This is a genomic window from Acidiphilium sp. AL, from assembly GCF_025499445.1.
Classification (GTDB): domain Bacteria; phylum Pseudomonadota; class Alphaproteobacteria; order Acetobacterales; family Acetobacteraceae; genus Acidiphilium; species Acidiphilium iwatense.
Genome location: NZ_JAIMBZ010000049.1, coordinates 1 through 18,260 on the forward strand (window position 1 = coordinate 1; position 18,260 = coordinate 18,260).

Annotated in this window: 19 protein-coding genes and 1 pseudogene; 2 read left to right on the plus strand and 18 right to left on the minus strand. The window is 62.7% G+C overall.

Going from position 1 to position 18,260, the window contains the following annotated elements; genetic code table 11:
• Nucleotides 1-127: 127 nt before the first annotated feature.
• The 4 genes from AiwAL_RS17590 to pdxH form a co-directional block, all read right to left on the minus strand.
• A complete protein-coding gene (locus AiwAL_RS17590) occupies nt 128-1,069 on the minus strand; it encodes an MFS transporter (RefSeq protein WP_262313194.1) in 942 nt (313 codons plus the stop codon).
• The gene (locus AiwAL_RS17595) at nt 1,006-1,530 is read right to left on the minus strand and encodes an MFS transporter (RefSeq protein ID WP_262313195.1); all 525 of its coding nucleotides are present in this window, start codon (nt 1,528-1,530) and stop codon (nt 1,006-1,008) included. Before AiwAL_RS17595 ends, AiwAL_RS17590 begins: the two co-directional genes overlap by 64 nt.
• A 645-nt stretch (nt 1,531-2,175) precedes the next feature.
• A complete protein-coding gene (locus tag AiwAL_RS17600) occupies nt 2,176-3,456 on the minus strand; it encodes an amidohydrolase family protein (RefSeq protein WP_235705384.1) in 1,281 nt (426 codons plus the stop codon).
• Nucleotides 3,453-4,067, minus strand: coding sequence for a pyridoxamine 5'-phosphate oxidase (gene pdxH, locus AiwAL_RS17605; RefSeq protein WP_262313196.1), 615 nt, complete (start codon nt 4,065-4,067; stop codon nt 3,453-3,455). The genes AiwAL_RS17600 and pdxH overlap by 4 nt, the downstream gene beginning before the upstream one ends.
• A gap of 75 nt (nt 4,068-4,142) precedes the next feature.
• Here pdxH and fabI point away from each other — a divergent pair, with 75 nt between their 5' ends.
• A complete protein-coding gene (gene fabI / locus AiwAL_RS17610; RefSeq protein ID WP_235705382.1) occupies nt 4,143-4,979 on the plus strand; it encodes an enoyl-ACP reductase FabI in 837 nt (278 codons plus the stop codon).
• Between the two features lie 3 nt (nt 4,980-4,982).
• On the opposite strand, the gene AiwAL_RS17615 is transcribed toward fabI, so the two are convergent.
• From AiwAL_RS17615 to AiwAL_RS17635, 5 genes and pseudogenes are all read right to left on the minus strand, one after another.
• Entirely contained in the window at nt 4,983-5,171 is a 189-nt protein-coding gene (locus AiwAL_RS17615) for a hypothetical protein (RefSeq protein ID WP_262313197.1), read from the minus strand.
• A 44-nt stretch (nt 5,172-5,215) separates the two neighbouring features.
• Complete coding sequence (locus tag AiwAL_RS17620) at nt 5,216-5,980, minus strand: ABC transporter permease (RefSeq protein WP_235705380.1); 765 nt, start codon at nt 5,978-5,980, stop codon at nt 5,216-5,218.
• Nucleotides 5,977-6,717 carry an ABC transporter ATP-binding protein gene (locus AiwAL_RS17625; RefSeq protein ID WP_262313198.1) on the minus strand — a complete coding sequence of 247 codons (741 nt, stop codon included), beginning with the start codon at nt 6,715-6,717 and terminating at the stop codon, nt 5,977-5,979. The genes AiwAL_RS17620 and AiwAL_RS17625 overlap by 4 nt, the downstream gene beginning before the upstream one ends.
• 9 nt (nt 6,718-6,726) lie before the next feature.
• Nucleotides 6,727-7,299 carry an ABC transporter substrate-binding protein gene (locus tag AiwAL_RS17630; protein WP_262313199.1) on the minus strand — a complete coding sequence of 191 codons (573 nt, stop codon included), beginning with the start codon at nt 7,297-7,299 and terminating at the stop codon, nt 6,727-6,729.
• Between the two features lie 74 nt (nt 7,300-7,373).
• Nucleotides 7,374-7,766: pseudogene (locus tag AiwAL_RS17635) on the minus strand (ABC transporter substrate-binding protein); the annotation flags it as partial.
• Nucleotides 7,767-7,840: 74 nt separating this feature from the next.
• Between AiwAL_RS17635 and AiwAL_RS17640 the strand changes: the two are divergent.
• The gene (locus AiwAL_RS17640; protein WP_235705378.1) at nt 7,841-8,176 is read left to right on the plus strand and encodes a DUF1491 family protein; all 336 of its coding nucleotides are present in this window, start codon (nt 7,841-7,843) and stop codon (nt 8,174-8,176) included.
• Between the two features lie 129 nt (nt 8,177-8,305).
• On the opposite strand, the gene AiwAL_RS17645 is transcribed toward AiwAL_RS17640, so the two are convergent.
• The 9 genes from AiwAL_RS17645 to AiwAL_RS17685 all read right to left on the minus strand — a co-directional run.
• Entirely contained in the window at nt 8,306-9,670 is a 1,365-nt protein-coding gene (locus AiwAL_RS17645) for an OFA family MFS transporter (RefSeq protein WP_235705377.1), read from the minus strand.
• A 63-nt stretch (nt 9,671-9,733) separates the two neighbouring features.
• Nucleotides 9,734-9,988, minus strand: coding sequence for a formate dehydrogenase subunit delta (locus tag AiwAL_RS17650; RefSeq protein WP_235705376.1), 255 nt, complete (start codon nt 9,986-9,988; stop codon nt 9,734-9,736).
• Nucleotides 9,978-10,805, minus strand: coding sequence for a formate dehydrogenase accessory sulfurtransferase FdhD (fdhD, locus tag AiwAL_RS17655; protein WP_235705375.1), 828 nt, complete (start codon nt 10,803-10,805; stop codon nt 9,978-9,980). The genes AiwAL_RS17650 and fdhD overlap by 11 nt, the downstream gene beginning before the upstream one ends.
• On the minus strand, nt 10,802-13,642 hold the full coding sequence (gene fdhF, locus AiwAL_RS17660; protein WP_235705374.1) for a formate dehydrogenase subunit alpha: 2,841 nt from the start codon (nt 13,640-13,642) through the stop codon (nt 10,802-10,804). The genes fdhD and fdhF overlap by 4 nt, the downstream gene beginning before the upstream one ends.
• Before the next feature lie 12 nt (nt 13,643-13,654).
• Nucleotides 13,655-15,205 (minus strand): NADH-quinone oxidoreductase subunit NuoF, encoded by a 1,551-nt coding sequence (locus tag AiwAL_RS17665; protein ID WP_235705373.1) that lies wholly within the window; start codon nt 15,203-15,205, stop codon nt 13,655-13,657.
• Entirely contained in the window at nt 15,205-15,678 is a 474-nt protein-coding gene (locus AiwAL_RS17670) for a formate dehydrogenase subunit gamma (protein ID WP_235705372.1), read from the minus strand. Before AiwAL_RS17670 ends, AiwAL_RS17665 begins: the two co-directional genes overlap by 1 nt.
• Before the next feature lie 151 nt (nt 15,679-15,829).
• Nucleotides 15,830-16,729, minus strand: coding sequence for a LysR family transcriptional regulator (locus AiwAL_RS17675; protein ID WP_235705371.1), 900 nt, complete (start codon nt 16,727-16,729; stop codon nt 15,830-15,832).
• Nucleotides 16,726-17,826 carry an alcohol dehydrogenase gene (locus AiwAL_RS17680; RefSeq protein WP_262313200.1) on the minus strand — a complete coding sequence of 367 codons (1,101 nt, stop codon included), beginning with the start codon at nt 17,824-17,826 and terminating at the stop codon, nt 16,726-16,728. Before AiwAL_RS17680 ends, AiwAL_RS17675 begins: the two co-directional genes overlap by 4 nt.
• A 48-nt stretch (nt 17,827-17,874) precedes the next feature.
• Nucleotides 17,875-18,260: CoA-transferase (locus AiwAL_RS17685; protein WP_316044801.1), on the minus strand; the 386-nt coding region annotated here is incomplete at its 5' end.

Sequence of the window (18,260 nt, forward strand, 5' to 3'; positions counted from 1 at the left end):
CCAAATCATGAACAGGAAGGAGAAAAAGAACCGCTGACAGGCAGGGCCGCCCCGCGGGGCGGCCCTGCCTGTCCAACCCCGGGAGGTGGGCCAGAATTCATCAGCACAAGTGGGCCAGAATCCATTGTCACAGCCACCGCGGCATCACGGTGCGCATATGGCTTTCGAAATGCGCGGTCCGGCGTTGCCACAGGGTGGTGAGTAGCGTGACACCGAGATTGGCGCTGGATACCCGAATGAAATTGCTGGTGGTCGAGGCGACGGCCAGTTCTTCAGGCGGGATGCCGGACAGGACGATCATGGTCAGCGGCACGAACAGCATGCCGACGGCGATGCCCTGGATCAGTTCGCTCGGCATCGTCGCGGCGAGACCGACCGATGGATCGAAGAAAGCGACGGCATAGGCGCCCGCATAGATCACGAAGCAGCCGACGGCGAGCGCGCGCAGGCTGAAGAACTGGGTGAGTTTGCTCATCAGGGCGGCGATCGGGATCGCGGTGATGGCAAGGGGGATCAGAAGCACACCGCCCCACCAGCCGTTGAAGCCGAGATCGGTTTCCGACCAGAGCGGCAGGATCGAACTCCAGCCGACGAAGATCGACCAGCCGAGACAGAGAAGCAGCAGGCCGAAACCGAAATTCCGCCGCGCCAGATAGCGCAGTTGCAACAGCGGCGAAGGCTCGAACAATTCCCAGATGACGAACAGGACCAGCAACAGCGTCGCTACCAGGGCGACGTGACTGATGAACACCGAATGGAACCAGCCGAACTGCTCGCCCTGGTCGAGAACGATCTGCAAGGCGATCAATCCGGGCCAGAGAAGACCGAGTCCGAAAATATCAAAACGCGGGGGCGGCGTGGTGGGTCGGTCGTCGGGCAGGGCGATCTGCACCAGGGCAATCGAGACGACAGAGAGCGGCAGCACCAACCAGAAAATGTCGAGCCAGGAATAATTGGTCGCGAGCCAACCCCCGACGGCCGGGCCGAGGAAGAACGGCGCCAGCATCACGTTGCTCCAGAGCGCTGTGGCGAGGGTGTGCAAATGCTTCGGGTAATGACCGAGCAGCAATGTCTGCACCAGATGCCGGCGGAGATGCCCTGGGCACCGCGCGCTACCAGCATGAGCATGAGCGACTTGGCGATGATAGCGAGAGCGCTGCTCGAGGCGAGCATGATCACGCACAGGATGAACAGGCGCTTGAGCCCGAATTTTCGTGAAAACCAGGGCATCAATGCGATGCCGAGCGCCCAGTGGACCAGGAAATACGTCAGCGTCCAAAGCGCGTGATCGCTGCTGGTCGCGAGTGTGCCGGCGACATAGGGGTAGATGCTCTGCAGGGCGCCGCCGGCGAACGATCCAAGCCCGAGACCGAGGCCGACCCCAATCGTCATCGGGACCAGGGCGACCTTGGGCTGCGAAATAGCGGAAGCACGCCGATTTTCAGCCAGGGATGAGGCAGACATGCTGGCATAATTGTGCATCGGATGACCGCTGCCTAGAGCGATCGCCACGATGGTGCCGGGTGTCACTTATGCGTTTGCAGGGCGGCGGCTTCGCTTGGCAGAATCAGGGATGTGGCGGCCCGCCCGAACCCCGGCTGGGACCGCCCGGTCCTCTACCCGGTCCGCCGGGTCTGCCTGGCCCGCCAGGACGCCCAGATCCACCAGGGCCTCCAGGACCGACAGGACCTGGCCGTCCCGGTGGTCTAAAAGCAGAGCGCCAATGGGGGATCGGTCCGCCGGGGCGTGCGTGCGGCGCGCCTGGATAAGGGCGGGGGCGCGGCATTCGGAGTCCTGAGAAAAACCGGCCGGGTGGCGGTGGAAGAGGGGCACCGTAAGGTGGCCGCGGCGGACGCGGAGTGCCAGGCGGTGGTGGTGGAGCGTAATAGTAGCGGTAGTATTGCGAGGGGTAATAATACCACATCATATACTGCGCATAAAGCGGTGGGGAATAATATCTCCGATAATACGGTGGAGGAGCCCAATAACCGACATTATATCCCGGCGAACCGAAATTGAAGTTCAGCGACAGGTTTTGGGCTTCTGCGAATGGAGCCGTTGATGCGATACCAATCAAGGCCATGCTTCCAGTCCATAAGGCACGCCGTGTCAGATCATGCCGGGACATCATGTCTCTCCTCTTGTCTGTTCGCAGGGTTCACCGCGAATATGGCATCAATGCGGTAGGCGTAAATCTACCTCGACGATGTCGTTTTCAAAAATGACGCGGCTGCGGCGGGGTGGTGTTTCTGCAATGACCGTACCGCCGCGTAGCACATAGCGTCGGGTGGCGCGCGTGCGGATCGCCTCGATCGGGTCGGCGGCATCGAGCACGACGAGATCGGCACGGCAGCCGACCGAAACCCCGTAATCGGCGAGGCCCATCGCACGCGCAGCGTTGGTGGTCACGGCATCGAAACAGGTGCGCATTCCGGCGAGACCGGTCATTTGCGCGACATGCAAGCCCATCGCGGCCACCTCCAGCATGTCGTGGCTGCCCAGTGGATACCATGGGTCCATCACGCAATCATGGCCGAAAGCGACGTTCACCCCGGCTGCCATCAGTTCCGGCACGCGGGTCATACCGCGCCGCTTGGGGTAGGTATCGTGCCGTCCCTGAAGAGTGATGTTGATCAGGGGATTGGGGATCGCGGAAATCCCAGCCTCGGCGATCAACGGGATCAGCTTGCTCGCATAGTAATTGTCCATCGAGTGCAGCGAGGTCAGGTGCGAGCCGGTGACGCGGCCGTGCATGCCGTGCCGCGCCGTTTCGGCCGCCAGGGTTTCGATATGGCGCGAATGGGGATCATCGGTCTCATCGCAATGCATATCGACGGCGAGACCGCGTTCTGCGGCGATGGCCATCAACTGTCGCACGCTTTCGGCGCCGTCCGCCATGGTGCGCTCGAAATGTGGGATGCCGCCCACGATATCGACGCCTTTATCCAGCGCGCGGAGGAGGTTTTCGCGCGCTTTCGAATAGCGCAGGAAGCCGTCCTGCGGGAAGGCGACAAGCTGGATGGTCAGATAGGGGGCCATCTCTTCGCGCAAAGCGGTCAATGCTTCGACCGCGATCAAACGGTCGTCGCAGATATCCACGTGAGAGCGAACGGCCCCGATGCCCTGTGCGATCGACCAAAGGCAGAGACGCCGGGCACGGGCGTGGATCGCCTCGACGGTGAGATGCGGCTTGAGTTCGCCCCAGAGAGCGATGCCTTCGAGCAACGTGCCGCTTTCGTTCAAACGGGGTTGGCCGAGCGAAAGGGCGGAATCGAGATGCAGATGCGAATCGACGAAAGGCGGGGCCACCAGATTGCCGGCGGCATCGATGATCCGGGCTGCAACAACTGGAAGGCTCGGTTCGATGGCGGCGATTTTACCGTCATTGATGCCGATATCCATGCCGCGCCGCCCGTCCGGCAGCGTCGCGTTGTGGATGACGAGGTCGAAACTCATGGATACAGCCTCGATGCGGTCCAGCCAGTGCTGGTGGAGATGAATACCGCACGGTCGTGGAGTCGAAAATCGCGGTCTTCCCAGAACTCGATCGCCTCTGGGGTTACGCACCAGCCGGACCAGTGCGGCGGGCGCGGCACCGGTGCGTCGGCATATTTCGCGATCTCTTGTTCCAGGCGCTGTTCGAGCAGGCGGCGATCAGGCAGGGGGCGCGACTGGTCGGACGCCCAGGCACCGATTCGCGACAGGCGGGGGCGGGTTTCGAAATAGGCATCCGCCTCCGCATCGCTCACCTGCGCAGCGATGCCCTCGATCCGGATCTGGCGCTTGCGGCTCTTCCAGTGGAACAGGAGGGCGACGTGCGGATTCACGGCGATTTCGTCCGATTTGCGGCTTTCCAGGTTTGTATAGAAAACAAACCCAAGCCTGTCCCAGGATTTCAGCAGCACGATTCTTGCCGACGGGCGGCCGTCTTTCGTGGTGGTGGCAAGGGTCATCGCGTTGGGATCGTTCAGTTCGGACGCCTCGGCCTGCGTCATCCAGATCGCGAACAGGTCGAACGGGTCGGCGGCTAAGTCGATCATCGGTTGCTCTCTCCGGCGGATGCCCATACTTGATAGGTCATGCCGGCTTGTGCCACCACCCTGTCGACGCCACGCCGGCGACGTTCAGATTTGGAGCCCGACATGCAGGAATCCGCAGACACCCTTCCGCTCGCGGGCGCGCTGATGCGCGGCAAACGCGGCGTGATCATGGGGGTGGCGAATAACCGTTCGATCGCCTGGGCGATCGCTCAGGCCGTTGCCGCCCAGGGCGGGGAACTCGCCTTTACCTATCAGGGCGAGGCGCTGGAAAAGCGCATCCGTCCATTGGCCGAGAGCGTCGGTTCCGATCTGGTGGTCCCCTGCGACGTGACCGACGACGCGGCCCTCGATTCCGCCTTCCGTACAGTCGCCGCGCGCTGGGGCGAAGTCGATTTCCTGGTTCACGCCATTGGCTTCGCCGACAAGCAGTATCTGCGCGGACGCTATGCCGATACGCCGCGCGATGCATTCCTCCAGGCGATGGATATCTCCTGCTATTCCTTTACTGCGGCCGCCCAACGGGCGGGCGCCCTGATGAAACGGGGCGGTTCCATGCTGACTTTGACCTATCTTGGTGCCGAGCGGGTCACGCCGCATTACAACGTGATGGGGGTGGCCAAGGCGGCGCTGGAATCCTCGGTGCGCTATCTCGCGGCGGATTTCGGATCGAGCGCGATCAGGGTGAACGGGCTCAGCGCCGGTCCGATCAAGACGTTGGCCGCATCAGGGATCGGTGACTTCAGCTATATCCTGAAATGGAACCAGTACAATGCGCCTCTGGAGCGCAACGTGGCGCTCGAAGAGGTTGGTGCCTCGGGGTTATATTTGCTGTCCGATTTATCGCGCGGGGTGACCGGCGAAATTCACCATGTTGATTGCGGCTATCACATCGTGGGAATGAAGAACCCCAACGCACCGGATATCAACGCGGTGGAGTGAGTTTCAAATGGGTTTGTGGCCGCGCTCGACCAGGCGCTTTAGCAGGCCCGGCTTTTTCGTTTTGCCGGCGTGTTCGGGTCTGGCGGCCGCGACCTTGGCCTCCTGCTTTGCCTTGATCTTGAGCCACTCATCGAGACTTTTATTCGCCTTGGCGGCGCGTTTGCGTTCGTAGGCGATCTGGGCGTCGGTCATTTTGCGGATCATGAGCGCGCCTGTGCCAGAGGGTGCGGCTTGTTTCAAGAGGCGGCGCCGAACCGGCGCAGCACCGCCCGCTCGAAAGAGCCAAGGGCAGCATAGATCGTGATTCCGGCAAGGGCGAGAAGCGTGAGGGCAGCGAACATGCGCGGTATTTCCAGCCGGTAGCCGGCTTCCAGAATCCGCCCGGCGAGCCCGGCCGCGAATCCGCCGGAACTTGCCACAAATTCCGCGACGACTGCACCCACCAGTGCAAGAGTCCCGGCGATGCGCAGTCCGGCGAGAAAATAGGGCAGGGCGGCGGGCAGGCGGAGCAGAAACAGGGTCTGGCGCCGGTTGGCACCGTTCAGTCGGAACAGATCCGCAAGCTCGGGCGGCGTGGCTGCCAGGCCGGCGGCGGTGTTCGACAATACCGGAAAGAACGCGACGATGGTGGCGCAGACAACCAGAGCGGCGAATTGCTGGTTCACCCAGATGATGATCAGCGGCGCGATGGCAACAACCGGAGTGACCTGGAGCACCACTGCCCAGGGCTGGATCGCGGCGCGGGCAACGCGGCTCGCCGCCATGGCGAGAGCGAGGATCATGCCGAGCAACGCGGCGGCCACCAGCGCCGCGGCCGTGACCGCGAGGGTCGAGAGCAGCGAGATAAGCAGCGAGGTGTGGTCAATCCAGAAAGCAGCGACGATCGCGGTCGGTCCGGGCAGCACATAGACTGGCACGTGCAGGCTGCTCACCGCACCCTGCCAGAGACCAAGTCCGATGAGGCCAAAGGCGATCGGGGCAGCACGTTCGACGCTTGTCATGCCGGCATCACCGCGCGCAGGGTTTCGGTGACCTGTGCGGTGAGTGAAGCATAGGCGGGATCGGTCCGGCGATCGGCGGGATCGGGCAGGGGGCAGGGAATTTCCGCGGCGATCCGTCCGGGCCGAGGTGTCATCACCAGGATACGGGAGGCGAGATAGGCTGCTTCATAAATCGAATGCGTGACGAAAACCACGGTGGTTCGTGCCTCGCGCCATAATGCGTGTAGGTCGTCCTGCAGCCGGTGGCGGGTGAATTCGTCGAGTGCGGCGAAAGGTTCGTCCATCAGCAGGAGCCGGGGCCGCGAGACGAGGGCACGCGCGATCGAGACCCGCATCTTCATGCCGCCCGATAGCGAAGCGGGTTTCGCATCTTCGAACCCGGCAAGGCCGAGCTGGGCGATGGTCGCGCGCACCTCGTTCCGGGTTTCACTGAAGCTCTTGCCGGCGAGGCGCAGCGGCAGATGCACGTTCTGTTCCGCACTTGCCCAGGGCAGCAAGGTTGCATCCTGGAACACGAAACCGATATCACCCGGCGCCGGTGGCGTGCCGTCATTCCAGACGATCGTGCCGGTATCGGGCACATCGAGGCCGGCGAGAAGGCGAAGCAACGTCGATTTGCCGCAGCCGGAGGGGCCGAGCAGGACCACGAATTCGCCCGCGTCGATTCGCATGTCGATATCCGCGAAAGCGATGGTGCCGTTAACGAAACGCCGGCCGGCGCCGGTCAAACGCAGCATGGGGTCATGTCAGGGCGTTACGCCCATCGGGTGATGATCGACGAAGCGGAGCGTGAAGGCCGTACGGTAGTCGAATCCCTTGGGATAGAGTTTTGCTTCACGCATCTGCTCGTAGAAGGACCTCCAGCGCGCATCGGTCATTGCACCGATACCCATTGTCCTGGCGTCGCCGGATGAGACGATGCCATGCGCCTTCAATTGATCGTAGCCGTATTTCAACAGGGACATCGACATGTCCGGGTTCGCCTTGCGGATCAGCGCGAAAGCAGGTGCGGGGTTGCCGTCGAGATAGGATTTCCAGCCAGTGGCGGATGCGGCGATGAAGCGCTGTACCAGTGACGGATTGGATTTGATCAGTTTTTTCGATGTCGCGATCAGTTGCGCGTAGCCATCGAACCCGACTTTGTCGAGCCGCAGCACCACGGGATAATGCCCGATCTTCTGCTTGACCAGGAACGGCTCGGAGGTGAGGAACCCTTGGACTGCGAGGTTCTTGTTGGTGAAAAACGGTGCGAGATTGAAATCATAGGGCCGGATCTGGCTATCACTGTAATGGTATTTGTGCTTGAGAAACAGCCACAACTCACCCGCGTGTCCGCTGAAATGGCGATTGGTTTGCCTTTCAGTGAGGCAAAACTGGTTTCTCCCGTGCCGTGGTGCGCCAGCAGAATGTCAGGGTCTTTCTGGAACATCGCCGCGACGGCGACGAACGGGATTTTCTCCTTGACGAAATTGAAAGCGAGAAACCCGTTCGAGGTGACGTCGAAATCGAGCCGTCCCGCGAGTAGGAGCTGCGCATTATTGACCTCGGGTCCGCCCTGGCGGATCGTGACGTCGAGCCCGTATTTGCGGTAAATACCGGTGGCAAGGGCTTGATAATAGCCGCCATATTCGGCCTCCGCACGCCAATCAAGCCCGAAAGTGACTTTCTGAAGCTTCGGCGCGGCTTCGGCATGCGGCACGCAAGCGAACAACCCGGCCAGTGTGGCGAACAGGAGCGGCAAGGAGCATAACATGCGCATGAGAGGCTTTCTGGTGACGGACGGCATACGACGTTCCTTGAGATATTGGCACGCACCGCAACATGAGCAGGCATCGGCACGGTCGTCGATAGATCAAGCCGGTGTCTGAGCCTCGGGTCAAGGCTGGAATCTGGGTGCAGGCGGCACTTCGCCTTGGTGCCGCGGATGGTCGACCCGGTATGGTGATCCATCGGGGCGATGCCGATGCCGGCGGGATTCTCGTTCTGCTGCGCGGCAGAATGGGGATCGTTGCCTTGAGCCAGACGCGGGACGGCGAAGGCAGGCCGGCGTGGCTGCGCGCCACCGGACCCAACCCGGTCGATGAGGCGCGGGTGGATTCCTATATCGAAAAACAGAGGCGCTTCGATCCCGATCTCTGGGTGATCGAATTCGAAGCGCCCGATTATCTGCCGCCCTTCGAGGCGAAATTGCTCTGACGTTACAGTCCGAAGAGTTTGCCGGCAGCAATCAGCGTGTGATAGACGCCCCAGGCGAGCGGAATGCCGACCAGTAGCCAATAGATGACAAGCTTTGGCGCATTTGCGGCGTCGTTCATGATCGTGTCCTCATTCGGCGGCTCTGGCGATGGCTTCATGGTGTTGCGCGCCAACCGGCGAGATCATTGCGTTGCAGATCGCGCCCACCAGCAGAAGCGCCGCCATGATATAAAGAGTGATGGTATAGGCATCTGCTTTGGCGACGCCGTGATGGATTTGGTACTGGCGGATATAGTCGACCAGCACCGGCCCCATCACGCCCGCAGCCGACCATGCCGTGAGAATCCGTCCGTGGATCGCGCCGACATGGCGAACCCCGAAAATATCCCGCAAATAGGCCGGGATGGTGGAAAAGCCGCCGCCATACATCGACAGGATCACACCGAAGCACAGGGCAGTGAGGGCAACGCTGCCAAGCAGGGCGGTATGCGGCACCAGAACATAGAGTGCGATGCCGAGGAGGAAAAATACGAAATAAGTCGGCTTGCGGCCAAGCCAATCGGATAGCGATGCCCAGAAGAACCGCCCACCCATATTGAACAGCGATAGGAAGCCGACAAAACCCGCCGCGGTGGCCGCCGTTACCCGGCCATGAAACATTTCCTGAATCATGGGGCTTGCCTGGCCGATCACCCCGATACCGGCCGTGACGTTCAGAAACAGCACGAACCACAGAAAGTAGAATTGCGGCGTGGCCATCGCGCGGTCGGCGGTGACGTCGTATTCGGAGATCAGTTTTTTTTGGGTCGTCGGCGCGACATAGCCGGCAGGAGCCCAACCCGCCGGTGGAACACGGACGATCAGGGCACCGATCAGCATGAAGATGGCATAGATGATGCCAAGGGCGACGAAGCTCGGTGCGACGCCGAGACTGGTCGCTGTCGTGAAATGATGCATCAGCAAGAAGGACAGTGGGGCCGCGATCATTGCACCGCCGCCGAAACCCATGATCGCGAGGCCGGTGGCCATGCCCGGCCGATCGGGAAACCAGGTGATCAGCGTCCGTACGGGTGAAATATAGCCGATTCCAAGGCCGATTCCACCGAGCACGCCATATCCGAGGAACACCACCAGCAGGCTATGGATCGAGACCCCGAAGGCCGCGACCAGAAACCCGCCGCCGAAGCACAGCGCAGCCGCCGTCATCGCCTTACGCGGCCCGACCCGGTCGAGCCAGGTGCCGGTAAACGCCGCGGAAAGGCCGAGAAACACGATCGCGACCGAAAAAATCCAGCCGACATCGACGAGATTCCAGTCGCCCGGCGCGTGTTTGGTGATGCCGATCAGTCTGGTCAGCGGCAGGTTGAAAACGCTGAATGCGTAGGCTTCACCGATGCATAAATGAATGCATAGCGCGGCTGGCGGTACCAACCAGCGGTTATAGCCATTGGGAGCGACCGTCTGTTCACGGTCAAGAAAACCGAGGCCAGCCATCGTGGATCTCCTCCAGTATGTGATTTTTATTTATTGTTCATTATAGCTGGATTGTGATCGATATCAAGAGATTGCGTTCATCTCCTGTAATTGCCGGATCGCCCTTTGTGCCCGCGGCAGTAGCCCGTCGCCACCGTCAGCGACATAGGCGATGATTTTCGCGCGCATCCGCGGGTCCCAGAACTTGCGGATATGGGATTCGATCGCGGCGACTGCCGGCTCATCGGGTTCGTAGGCGAAGAATGTGGTGATCTGGTTCGCCATATAGACGAGCCGCTGATCTTGCCCTTGGTGCAACAGGTTGACGTCATGCGACATGGGTTTCGACTCCGAACCGGATGCGGGATGGATGGGTGAAAACTTCGAACCCGTCGTCGCGCGCGACGGCGGCGAGGGTGATGCCGGCAGCCTCGGCGGCGCGCAGCGCGTGCGCCGTGGGAACCGAAACAGCGATGAGAATGGGTGCGCCAAGCAGGGCGGCCTTCTGGATCAGCTCGATCGAGACCCGGCTGGTCAGCAGGATCGCGCCCGAACCGCCGGAGCGTTGCGCGCGGGCGAGCCCGCCGACGACCTTGTCCAGCGCGTTGTGACGGCCGACATCCTCGCGCACCAGCACGGACTGATCGGTGGGATCGAGAAAGGCTGCCGCATGAATACCATGAGCCTGCCGGTTCAGCGTTTGCCGAGCCGACATCTCACGCATTGCCCGCATCAGTGCCGGGGCCGCGATCGAAAGGGAAGATCCAACCCGCGGGATCGCGCGGTTCGCCTCGGCCAGGCTTTCCAGTCCGCACAGCCCGCAGCCCAGTGCGCCCGCCAGATGGCGTCGCCGCTGCGCGAGCCGGGCCGAAACATCATGCGCAAGGCGCATCCGGCACTCGATGCCCTGTTCCACCATAACAATTTCGCAATCGAGGATATCGGCGGGACGTTCGACGATACCTTCCGACAGGCTGAACCCGACCGCGAAATCCTCGAGGTCGGATGGCGTCGCCATCATTACTGCGTAGCCGACCTGATCGTAGCTGAGCGCGACGGCCGCTTCCTCGGGAAGGGCGCGGCTGATCGCCGCGATGCCGCCGTGGCGGAAGGCGGTAGCGGCGACCCTGGTGACCGGCGCGGGCAGCATGGTCATTCGGCGGCGGCGACCTCGATCTGGCGGGTGCGGCGGCCGAGTTCGGCATAGTCGCGCTGCGCGTCGGTCGGGCCGTTCGACGGCGAGACCTGCACCGCCGTCACCTTGTATTCCGGGCAGTTGGTCGCCCAGTCGGAATAGTCGGTGGTGACGATGTTCGCCATCGTCATCGGGTGGTGGAAGGTGGTGTAGACCACGCCGGGGGCGACGCGTTCGGTCACCTTGGCGTGCAGGGCGATCTCGCCGGAACGGCTGGCGACCTTGACCCAGGAACCGTCGGTGACGCCGCGCTGCTCGGCGTCGTGCGGGTGGATTTCCAGCAGATCTTCCTTGTGCCAGGCGGAGTTTTCAGTGCGCCGCGTCTGCGCGCCGACATTGTACTGGCTGAGGATGCGGCCGGTGGTGAGCAGCAGCGGATAGCGCGGGCCGGTCTTTTCGTCGGTGGGCACGTATTCGGTGACGAAGAACCGCCCCTGGCCGCGCACGAAATGATCGATATGCATGATCGGCGTGCCCTCGGGGGCGGCTTCGTTGCACGGCCACTGCACGGAGCCCACACGGTCCAGAAGGTCGAACGACACGTTCGCAAAAGTCGGCGTCAGCCGCGCGACCTCGTCCATGATTTCGGAGGGATGCGCGTAGTTCATCGGGAAGCCGACGGCGTTGGAGATGAGCTGGGTGATTTCCCAGTCCTCGTAGCCATTTTTCGGTGTCATCACCTTGCGGACGCGCTGGATGCGGCGTTCGGCGTTGGTGAAAGTGCCGTTCTTTTCGAGGAAGGTCGAACCCGGCAGGAAGACATGGGCGAACTGCGCCGTCTCGTTGAGGAACAGATCCTGCACGACGACGCATTCCATCGCCGAGAGCCCGGCGGTGATGTGCTTGATGTCGGGGTCGGACTGGGCGATGTCCTCGCCCTGGATGTAGAGGCCCATGAAGGTGCCGTCGATCGCGGCGTCGAGCATGTTGGGGATGCGCAGGCCGGGCTCGGGGTCGAGCTTGATGCCCCAGTCGATCTCGAAGGACTCGCGCACGTTCTCGGTGCCGACATGGCGGTAGCCGGTATATTCATGCGGGAAGCTGCCCATGTCGCAACTGCCCTGCACGTTATTCTGCCCGCGCAGCGGATTCACGCCGACACCGACGCGGCCGATATTGCCGGTCGCCATCGCGAGGTTGGCGAGCGCCATCACCGCCGTGGTGCCCTGACTGTGCTCGGTGATGCCGAGGCCGTAATAGATGGCACCATTGCCGCCCGTCGCGTAGAGGCGCGCGGCCTTGCGGACCAGTTCAGGATCGACGCCGGTGGTCGCGGCCAGCGCTTCCGGGCTGTTGCGTTCCTGCGAGACGAACTCCGCCCAATGGGCGAAGGCGTCAGCGTCGCAGCGTTCGCGAATATAATCCGCGTCGATCAGGTTTTCGGTCACGATCACATGGGCGATCGCGCTCAGGATGGCGACGTTGGTGCCCGGGCGGATCGGCAGATGGTATTCGGCCTCAACATGCGGGGTGCGGACGAGGTCGATCCGGCGCGGGTCGATGACGATCAGCTTCGCGCCCTCGCGCAGGCGCTTTTTCATCCGCGAGGCGAAGACGGGGTGGCCGTCGGTCGGGTTGGCGCCGATCAGCAGCATAACATCCGCCTGCTCGACGCTGTCGAAATCCTGGGTGCCGGCCGAGGTGCCGAAGGTCTGCGACAGGCCATAGCCGGTCGGCGAGTGGCAGACGCGGGCACAGGTATCGACGTTGTTGTTCCCGAAGCCGGCGCGCACCAGCTTCTGCACCAGATAGGTTTCCTCGTTGGTGCAGCGCGAGGAGGTGATGCCGCCGACCGAGGAACGGCCGTATTTAGCCTGGATGTGCTTGAACTCCGACGCGGTGTGGGCGATCGCCTCGTCCCACGAAACCTCGTGCCACGGGTCGGTGATTTTGGCACGGATCATCGGCTTGGTGATGCGGTCGCGATGCGTGGCATAACCCCACGCAAACCGGCCTTTCACGCAGGAATGCCCGTGATTCGCCTTGCCGTCCTTGTAAGGCACCATGCGGACCACCTGCTCGCCGCGCATTTCCGCCTTGAACGAGCAGCCCACGCCGCAATAGGCACAGGTGGTGACTGCGGAATGCTCGGGCTGGCCGATTTCGATCACCGATGTCTCCATCAGCGTCGCGGTCGGGCAGGCCTGCACGCAGGCGCCGCAGGAGACGCACTCGGAATCGAAGAAATTCTCCTCCATGCCGGGGGAAACCTTCGAATCGAAGCCGCGCCCCGCGATGGTCAGCGCAAAGGTGCCCTGAACCTCCTCGCAGGCGCGCACGCAGCGCGAGCAGACGATGCATTTCGCCGGGTCGAACCGGAAATACGGATTGGAAACGTCCTTGGCCGCGTCGAGGTGATTGTCGCCTGCATAGCCGTAGCGCACGTCGCGCAGGCCGACCGCGCCGGCCATGTCCTGCAATTCGCAATCGCCGTTGGCCGAGCAAGTCAGGCAATCGAGCGGATGGTCGGAAATGTAGAGTTCCATCACCCCTTTGCGAATCCGGCCGAGCCGCTCGTTCTGAGTGTGGACCACCATGCCTTCGGCGACCAGCGTGGTGCAGGATGCCGGCGTGCCGGCGCGGCCTTCGATTTCCACCAGGCAGAGCCGGCAGGAGCCGAAACTGTCCAACATGTCGGAGGCGCAGAGCTTGGGAATCTGAGTACCGATTTCCATCGCCGCGCGCATCACCGAGGTGCCTTCCGGCACGCTGACCGCAACCCCGTCGATGGTCAGACTGACCAGGGTTTCCGCATTGGCCGGCTTGGTGCCGTAGTCGATTTCCTGAATGAGTCCCATGGCGGTTTTCCTTTATTCTGCCGCGTGCCGCAGCGGCGGCGTCGCGAAATCCTCGGGAAAGTGATCGAGCGCGCTGAGCACCGGATAGGGTGTGAAGCCGCCCAGCGCACACAGCGAGCCGAATTTCATCGTCTCGCAAAGATCGCGCACCAGAGCGAGATTCCGCTCCGGCTCGATACCGGCGATGATCTTGTCGAAGGTCTCCGTCCCGCGCACCGCGCCGATCCGGCAGGGCGTGCATTTGCCGCACGATTCGATGGCGCAGAATTTCATCGCGAACCGCGCCATTTTCGCCATGTCCACGGTGTCGTCGAACACGACGAGGCCACCATGGCCGATCAGCCCGTCCTTTTTGGCGAAAGCCTCGTAGTCGTAGGGCGTGTCGAACAGCGCGGGCGGAAAATAGGCGCCGAGCGGGCCGCCGGCCTGCACCGCGCGCACCGGACGGCCGGAATGGGTGCCGCCGCCGATGTCGTTCACCAACTCGCCCAGCGTAACGCCGAAGGCGCATTCGAACAGGCCGCCGAACTTCACGTTGCCGGCAAGCTGCACCGGCATCGTCCCGCGCGACCGGCCATAGCCAATTTCGGCGTAAGCCTTGGCGCCTTCGGCCATGATAAACGACACACTCGCGAGCGTGATCGTGTTGTTGATGACGGTCGGTCTACCAAACAAACCCCTGATCGCCGGCAGCGGCGGCTTGGCGCGAACCTGGCCGCGCTTGCCTTCCAGGCTGTCGAGCAGCGAAGTTTCCTCGCCGCACACATAGGCGCCGGCGCCGACCCGAACCTCGATATCGAACGCGGCTCCGCTGCCGTCGATCGAGGCGCCCAGATATCCGGCGTGGCGGGCGATGCCGATCGCCTGCTGCATCATGCGGATCGCAAACGGATATTCCGAGCGCAGATAGATGTAGCCCTTGGTGGCGCCGACGCCGATGCCGGCGATCGTCATGCCTTCGATCAGCATGAACGGATCGGCTTCCATGATCAGGCGATCGGCGAAGGTGCCGGAATCGCCTTCATCCGCGTTGCAGACGATGTATTTTTGGGAAGCTGGGGTGCGCGCGACGGTTTCCCATTTGATCCCGGTCGGAAAACCGGCGCCCCCGCGTCCGCGCAGCCCGCTCTCCTTCACCGCCGCGATAATTCCGACGCCCCCGAGCGACAGCGCGCTCTCAAGCCCCTTGAACCCGCCATGATGGCGATAGTCGTCGAGCGAGAGCGGATCGATCACCCCGGCGCGCCCGAAGGTGAAGCGCGCCTGCCTGGCGAGAAACGGAATCTTATCGACATGGCCGAGACATTTCGGATGCGGCGCGCCATCGAAAAAGCGCTGCTCGAACAGCGACGGCACGTCGGCTTCGCTGAGCGGCCCGTAGCCGATCCGCCCCGATGCTGTCGTTACCTCGACCAGCGGCTCCAGCCAGAACAGCCCGCGCGAGCCGTTGCGCACGATGCTCACCGGGATGTTGCGCGCGCGCGCCTCCGCCTCGATTGCCGCGGCGACCCGATCGGCACCTACCGCGACCGCGGCCATGTCCCTGGGCACAAAAATTTTCATTACGCCGCCTCCATCGCCAGGGATTCGAGGCTTGCGGCGTCCAGCCTGCCGACCGGCTCGCCATCAAGCAGCGCGCTGGGCGCGGTGGCGCACAGCCCCAGGCAATAGACCGCTTCGATCGTGATTCGCCCATCCGCCGTCGTCCCGCCCCAATCCAGGCCGAGCCGCTCCAGCAACCGATGCGCGTTCGCCTCCGAACCCATCGACTGGCAGGCTTCGGCGCGGCAGATTTTCAGCACGTGGCGTCCCGCCGGCTCACGGCGGAAATCGTGATAGAAGGTGATGACGCCATGAACTTCCGCGCGGCTGAGGTTCAGCGCCTCGGCGATGACCGGCTCGGCCTCGCGCGGAATATATCCGAATTCCTCCTGAATTGCGTGAAGCATCGGTAGCATCGCTCCTTCGCGATCGTGATGCGTGGCGATGATTTCACGCGCTACGGCCTCGTTCCACGTTTGGGAGGTATCTGCCATCTTCTACGTTCCGTTTTCCATCCGTTTTGGTCGCCGCGTCAGTCTGCGGCGTCTTGGTCGTTCAACCGCAATCGAACGGTTTGGATTTTGTATCCCATAATTCGGCAAAGCAAACAAGCTAAATGCCAGATCACTCGATAGAAAAAATCTATCAAGGCGTGTCCGCGAGATCCTTGGCGTGTTGGGAGGCGATCTGCACCAGGGCAGTCACCAGCGGCGACAGCGGTTCCCGGTCCGGCAACACGAGGCCGACCGTGTGAACCTCTTCGGGCGAAACGATCGGAATCGCGCGCAGTTTTTCGGTCAGACCAAAGATCCGAGCCAGCTTTTCGGGCAGCACACAGGCCCAGCGTCCGGTCTGGACGTGACTGACCAGCACGACGATCGAATTGCTCTCGAGAGTTGGCAGGAGTTCGACACCAGCGTTGTGCAGCAACCGGTCGAGGATGCGGCGATTCTGCATGTCCGGTGTCAGCAGGCAGAGCGGAATTTGGCCGAGTTCGGCCCAACTCACCCGGTCACGATGGCCGAGCAGTGCTCCGGCCGACGTCAGCAGCCGGTAGCGCTCCTGATAAAATGGAACCACGCGGGTACGGCCGATCGGCTCATTGTCGAGATAGGTGACGCCGGCGTCGATCTCGAAATTTTCCAAACGCCGCAGCACCTCGTTGGATGTGCAGGATTGGATCGAAAAGCGGACATCGGGATGCATGGCGCGATAGGGCGTGGTGAGCTCGGTGATGGTGGCGAGCGCAGTCGGAATGGCTGCAATGCGCAGAAGGCCGGAGAGCCCGCGTTTCAGCGCGCCGATATCCGCGCGCATTGCCCGCATGTCGCCCACGATGCGGCGCGCCCAATCGAGCACGCGTTCGCCTTCCGGGGTAAAACCCTGAAAGCGCGAGGAGCGCTCGACCAGCGGCATGCCTAGCGTTTCTTCCAGCGTGCGGATGCCTGCGGAAAAAGTCGGTTGCGTAACTCCGCAACTTTCTGCCGCGCGACCAAAATGCCTTTCGCGCGCCAAAGCCAGAAGATATTCGAGCTTGTCGATCAAGCGGCCCCGGCGACCAGGACGAGCCGGCCGGTCACCTCTCCATTTTTGAGCCGATGCAGCGCCGCATCGGCATCGTGTTGCGGCACCGTCTCGATCGGTAATGGCGGCAAGGCTCCGCCCTGGGCAAGTTCGACCAGGTCGCGCAGATCGCCGGGGGAGCCGACGAAACTGCCTTGAATCGTAAGTGCACGCATCGGCATGAAGGGCAGCGGGAGTGTGAGTTCGCCGCCGAACAGCCCGACCATGACAAGCTTGCCGCCCTTGGCAAGGGCCGCGTGAGCGGCGCGTGCGGTGCCCGAACCGTTGACCAGATCGATGATCGCGACGGGCGGACCGCCGCACGCGGCGACGATCGCTTTGTCGAGCCGGTCAGCCGCACCATCGACCGTCGCGGTCGCACCCGCTTGTATGGCAGCGTCCCGCTTCGTCGCGCTAGTATCGACGCTGACGATCGCCCGATGGCCGAGTACTTTCAACACCGAAATCGCCGACAGCCCGAGCCCGCCGGCGCCGATCAGCACCACCGGCTGGTCGGGCGCGAGCGGCATCACCTTCCTGATCGCGGCGAACACCGTGATGCCGGAACACGCATAGGTCGCGGCCAAAGCGGGGTCGATATCGCCGGGATCGACCAGATGCTGCGCCTCGGCGGCGATCACGTGGGTCGCGAAGCCGCCATTCCGGTAAATCCCGAGCGAGCGCGGCTTCGGACAGAGATTATCCTCGCCTGCCAGGCAGTGCGCGCACTCGCCGCAGCCGGCCCAGGGATAGACGATGCGGATATCGCCGGGCTTCACGCCCGAAGCGGCGGGTCCGAGCTTGACCACCCGGCCGACGATTTCATGACCGAGCGCCAGCGGCAGCGCAATGCCGCGCTGGACGATTTCGTAACGCCCCGCGCTGCCGAGATCGTAATACCCGTCCCAGATATGCAGGTCGGAATGGCAGACCCCGCAATGGGTGACTTCCAGTAGGATTTCGGTGCCTTGCGGCTCAGGCATCGGCAATTCGATTTCGGCGAGGGGCGCACCGTTCTGGACGACTGCCCAAGCACGCATGGATGATTGTCTGTTGCCCTGTTGCGTTGCGTCCGTCATGCTTCACTCCCTATGAATCCATATGATGCGTGTTAGAGGCGCTCGAAATTATTGCCGGTGAAGCGTAGCGCCGGTTTTGACCTGCACATCGGCGTGACTGGCACCCGGAGCGCAGTCGCGGAGTAGAAAGCCCTGCTTAGTGACGTCGATGACGGCGAGATCGGTGTAGATTCGGGTGACCGAGCCGAGCGCGGTGAGCGGATAGGCGCAGCGCTCGACCAGTTTCGGACGGCCATCCCTGGTGGTGTGTTCCATCAGCACCCAGACGCGTTTCGCGCCGGCGCCGAGATCCATTGCGCCGCCGACGGCGGGCGCTTCGCCCGGCTTGCCGGTGGACCAGTTGGCGAGATCGCCATTGGCCGCGACCTCGTAGCCGCCGAGCACGCAGAGATCGAGATGGCCGCCGCGGATGATGCCGAAACTGTCGGCCTGGC

What these genes read in the sequence shown, in the direction of transcription:
- AiwAL_RS17620 (WP_235705380.1), bottom strand. Translation starts at nt 5,980, where the DNA reads ATGACAAGCGTCGAACGTGCTGCCCCGATCGCCTTTGGCCTCATCGGA.
- fdhF (WP_235705374.1), bottom strand. Translation starts at nt 13,642, where the DNA reads ATGGGACTCATTCAGGAAATCGACTACGGCACCAAGCCGGCCAATGCG.
- fabI (WP_235705382.1), top strand. Translation starts at nt 4,143, where the DNA reads ATGCAGGAATCCGCAGACACCCTTCCGCTCGCGGGCGCGCTGATGCGC.
- AiwAL_RS17680 (WP_262313200.1), bottom strand. Translation starts at nt 17,826, where the DNA reads ATGACGGACGCAACGCAACAGGGCAACAGACAATCATCCATGCGTGCT.
- AiwAL_RS17665 (WP_235705373.1), bottom strand. Translation starts at nt 15,205, where the DNA reads ATGAAAATTTTTGTGCCCAGGGACATGGCCGCGGTCGCGGTAGGTGCC.
- AiwAL_RS17650 (WP_235705376.1), bottom strand. Translation starts at nt 9,988, where the DNA reads ATGTCGCATGACGTCAACCTGTTGCACCAAGGGCAAGATCAGCGGCTC.
- AiwAL_RS17645 (WP_235705377.1), bottom strand. Translation starts at nt 9,670, where the DNA reads ATGGCTGGCCTCGGTTTTCTTGACCGTGAACAGACGGTCGCTCCCAAT.
- AiwAL_RS17670 (WP_235705372.1), bottom strand. Translation starts at nt 15,678, where the DNA reads ATGGCAGATACCTCCCAAACGTGGAACGAGGCCGTAGCGCGTGAAATC.
- AiwAL_RS17600 (WP_235705384.1), bottom strand. Translation starts at nt 3,456, where the DNA reads ATGAGTTTCGACCTCGTCATCCACAACGCGACGCTGCCGGACGGGCGG.
- pdxH (WP_262313196.1), bottom strand. Translation starts at nt 4,067, where the DNA reads ATGGGCATCCGCCGGAGAGAGCAACCGATGATCGACTTAGCCGCCGAC.
- AiwAL_RS17615 (WP_262313197.1), bottom strand. Translation starts at nt 5,171, where the DNA reads ATGACCGACGCCCAGATCGCCTACGAACGCAAACGCGCCGCCAAGGCG.
- fdhD (WP_235705375.1), bottom strand. Translation starts at nt 10,805, where the DNA reads ATGACCATGCTGCCCGCGCCGGTCACCAGGGTCGCCGCTACCGCCTTC.
- AiwAL_RS17625 (WP_262313198.1), bottom strand. Translation starts at nt 6,717, where the DNA reads ATGCTGCGTTTGACCGGCGCCGGCCGGCGTTTCGTTAACGGCACCATC.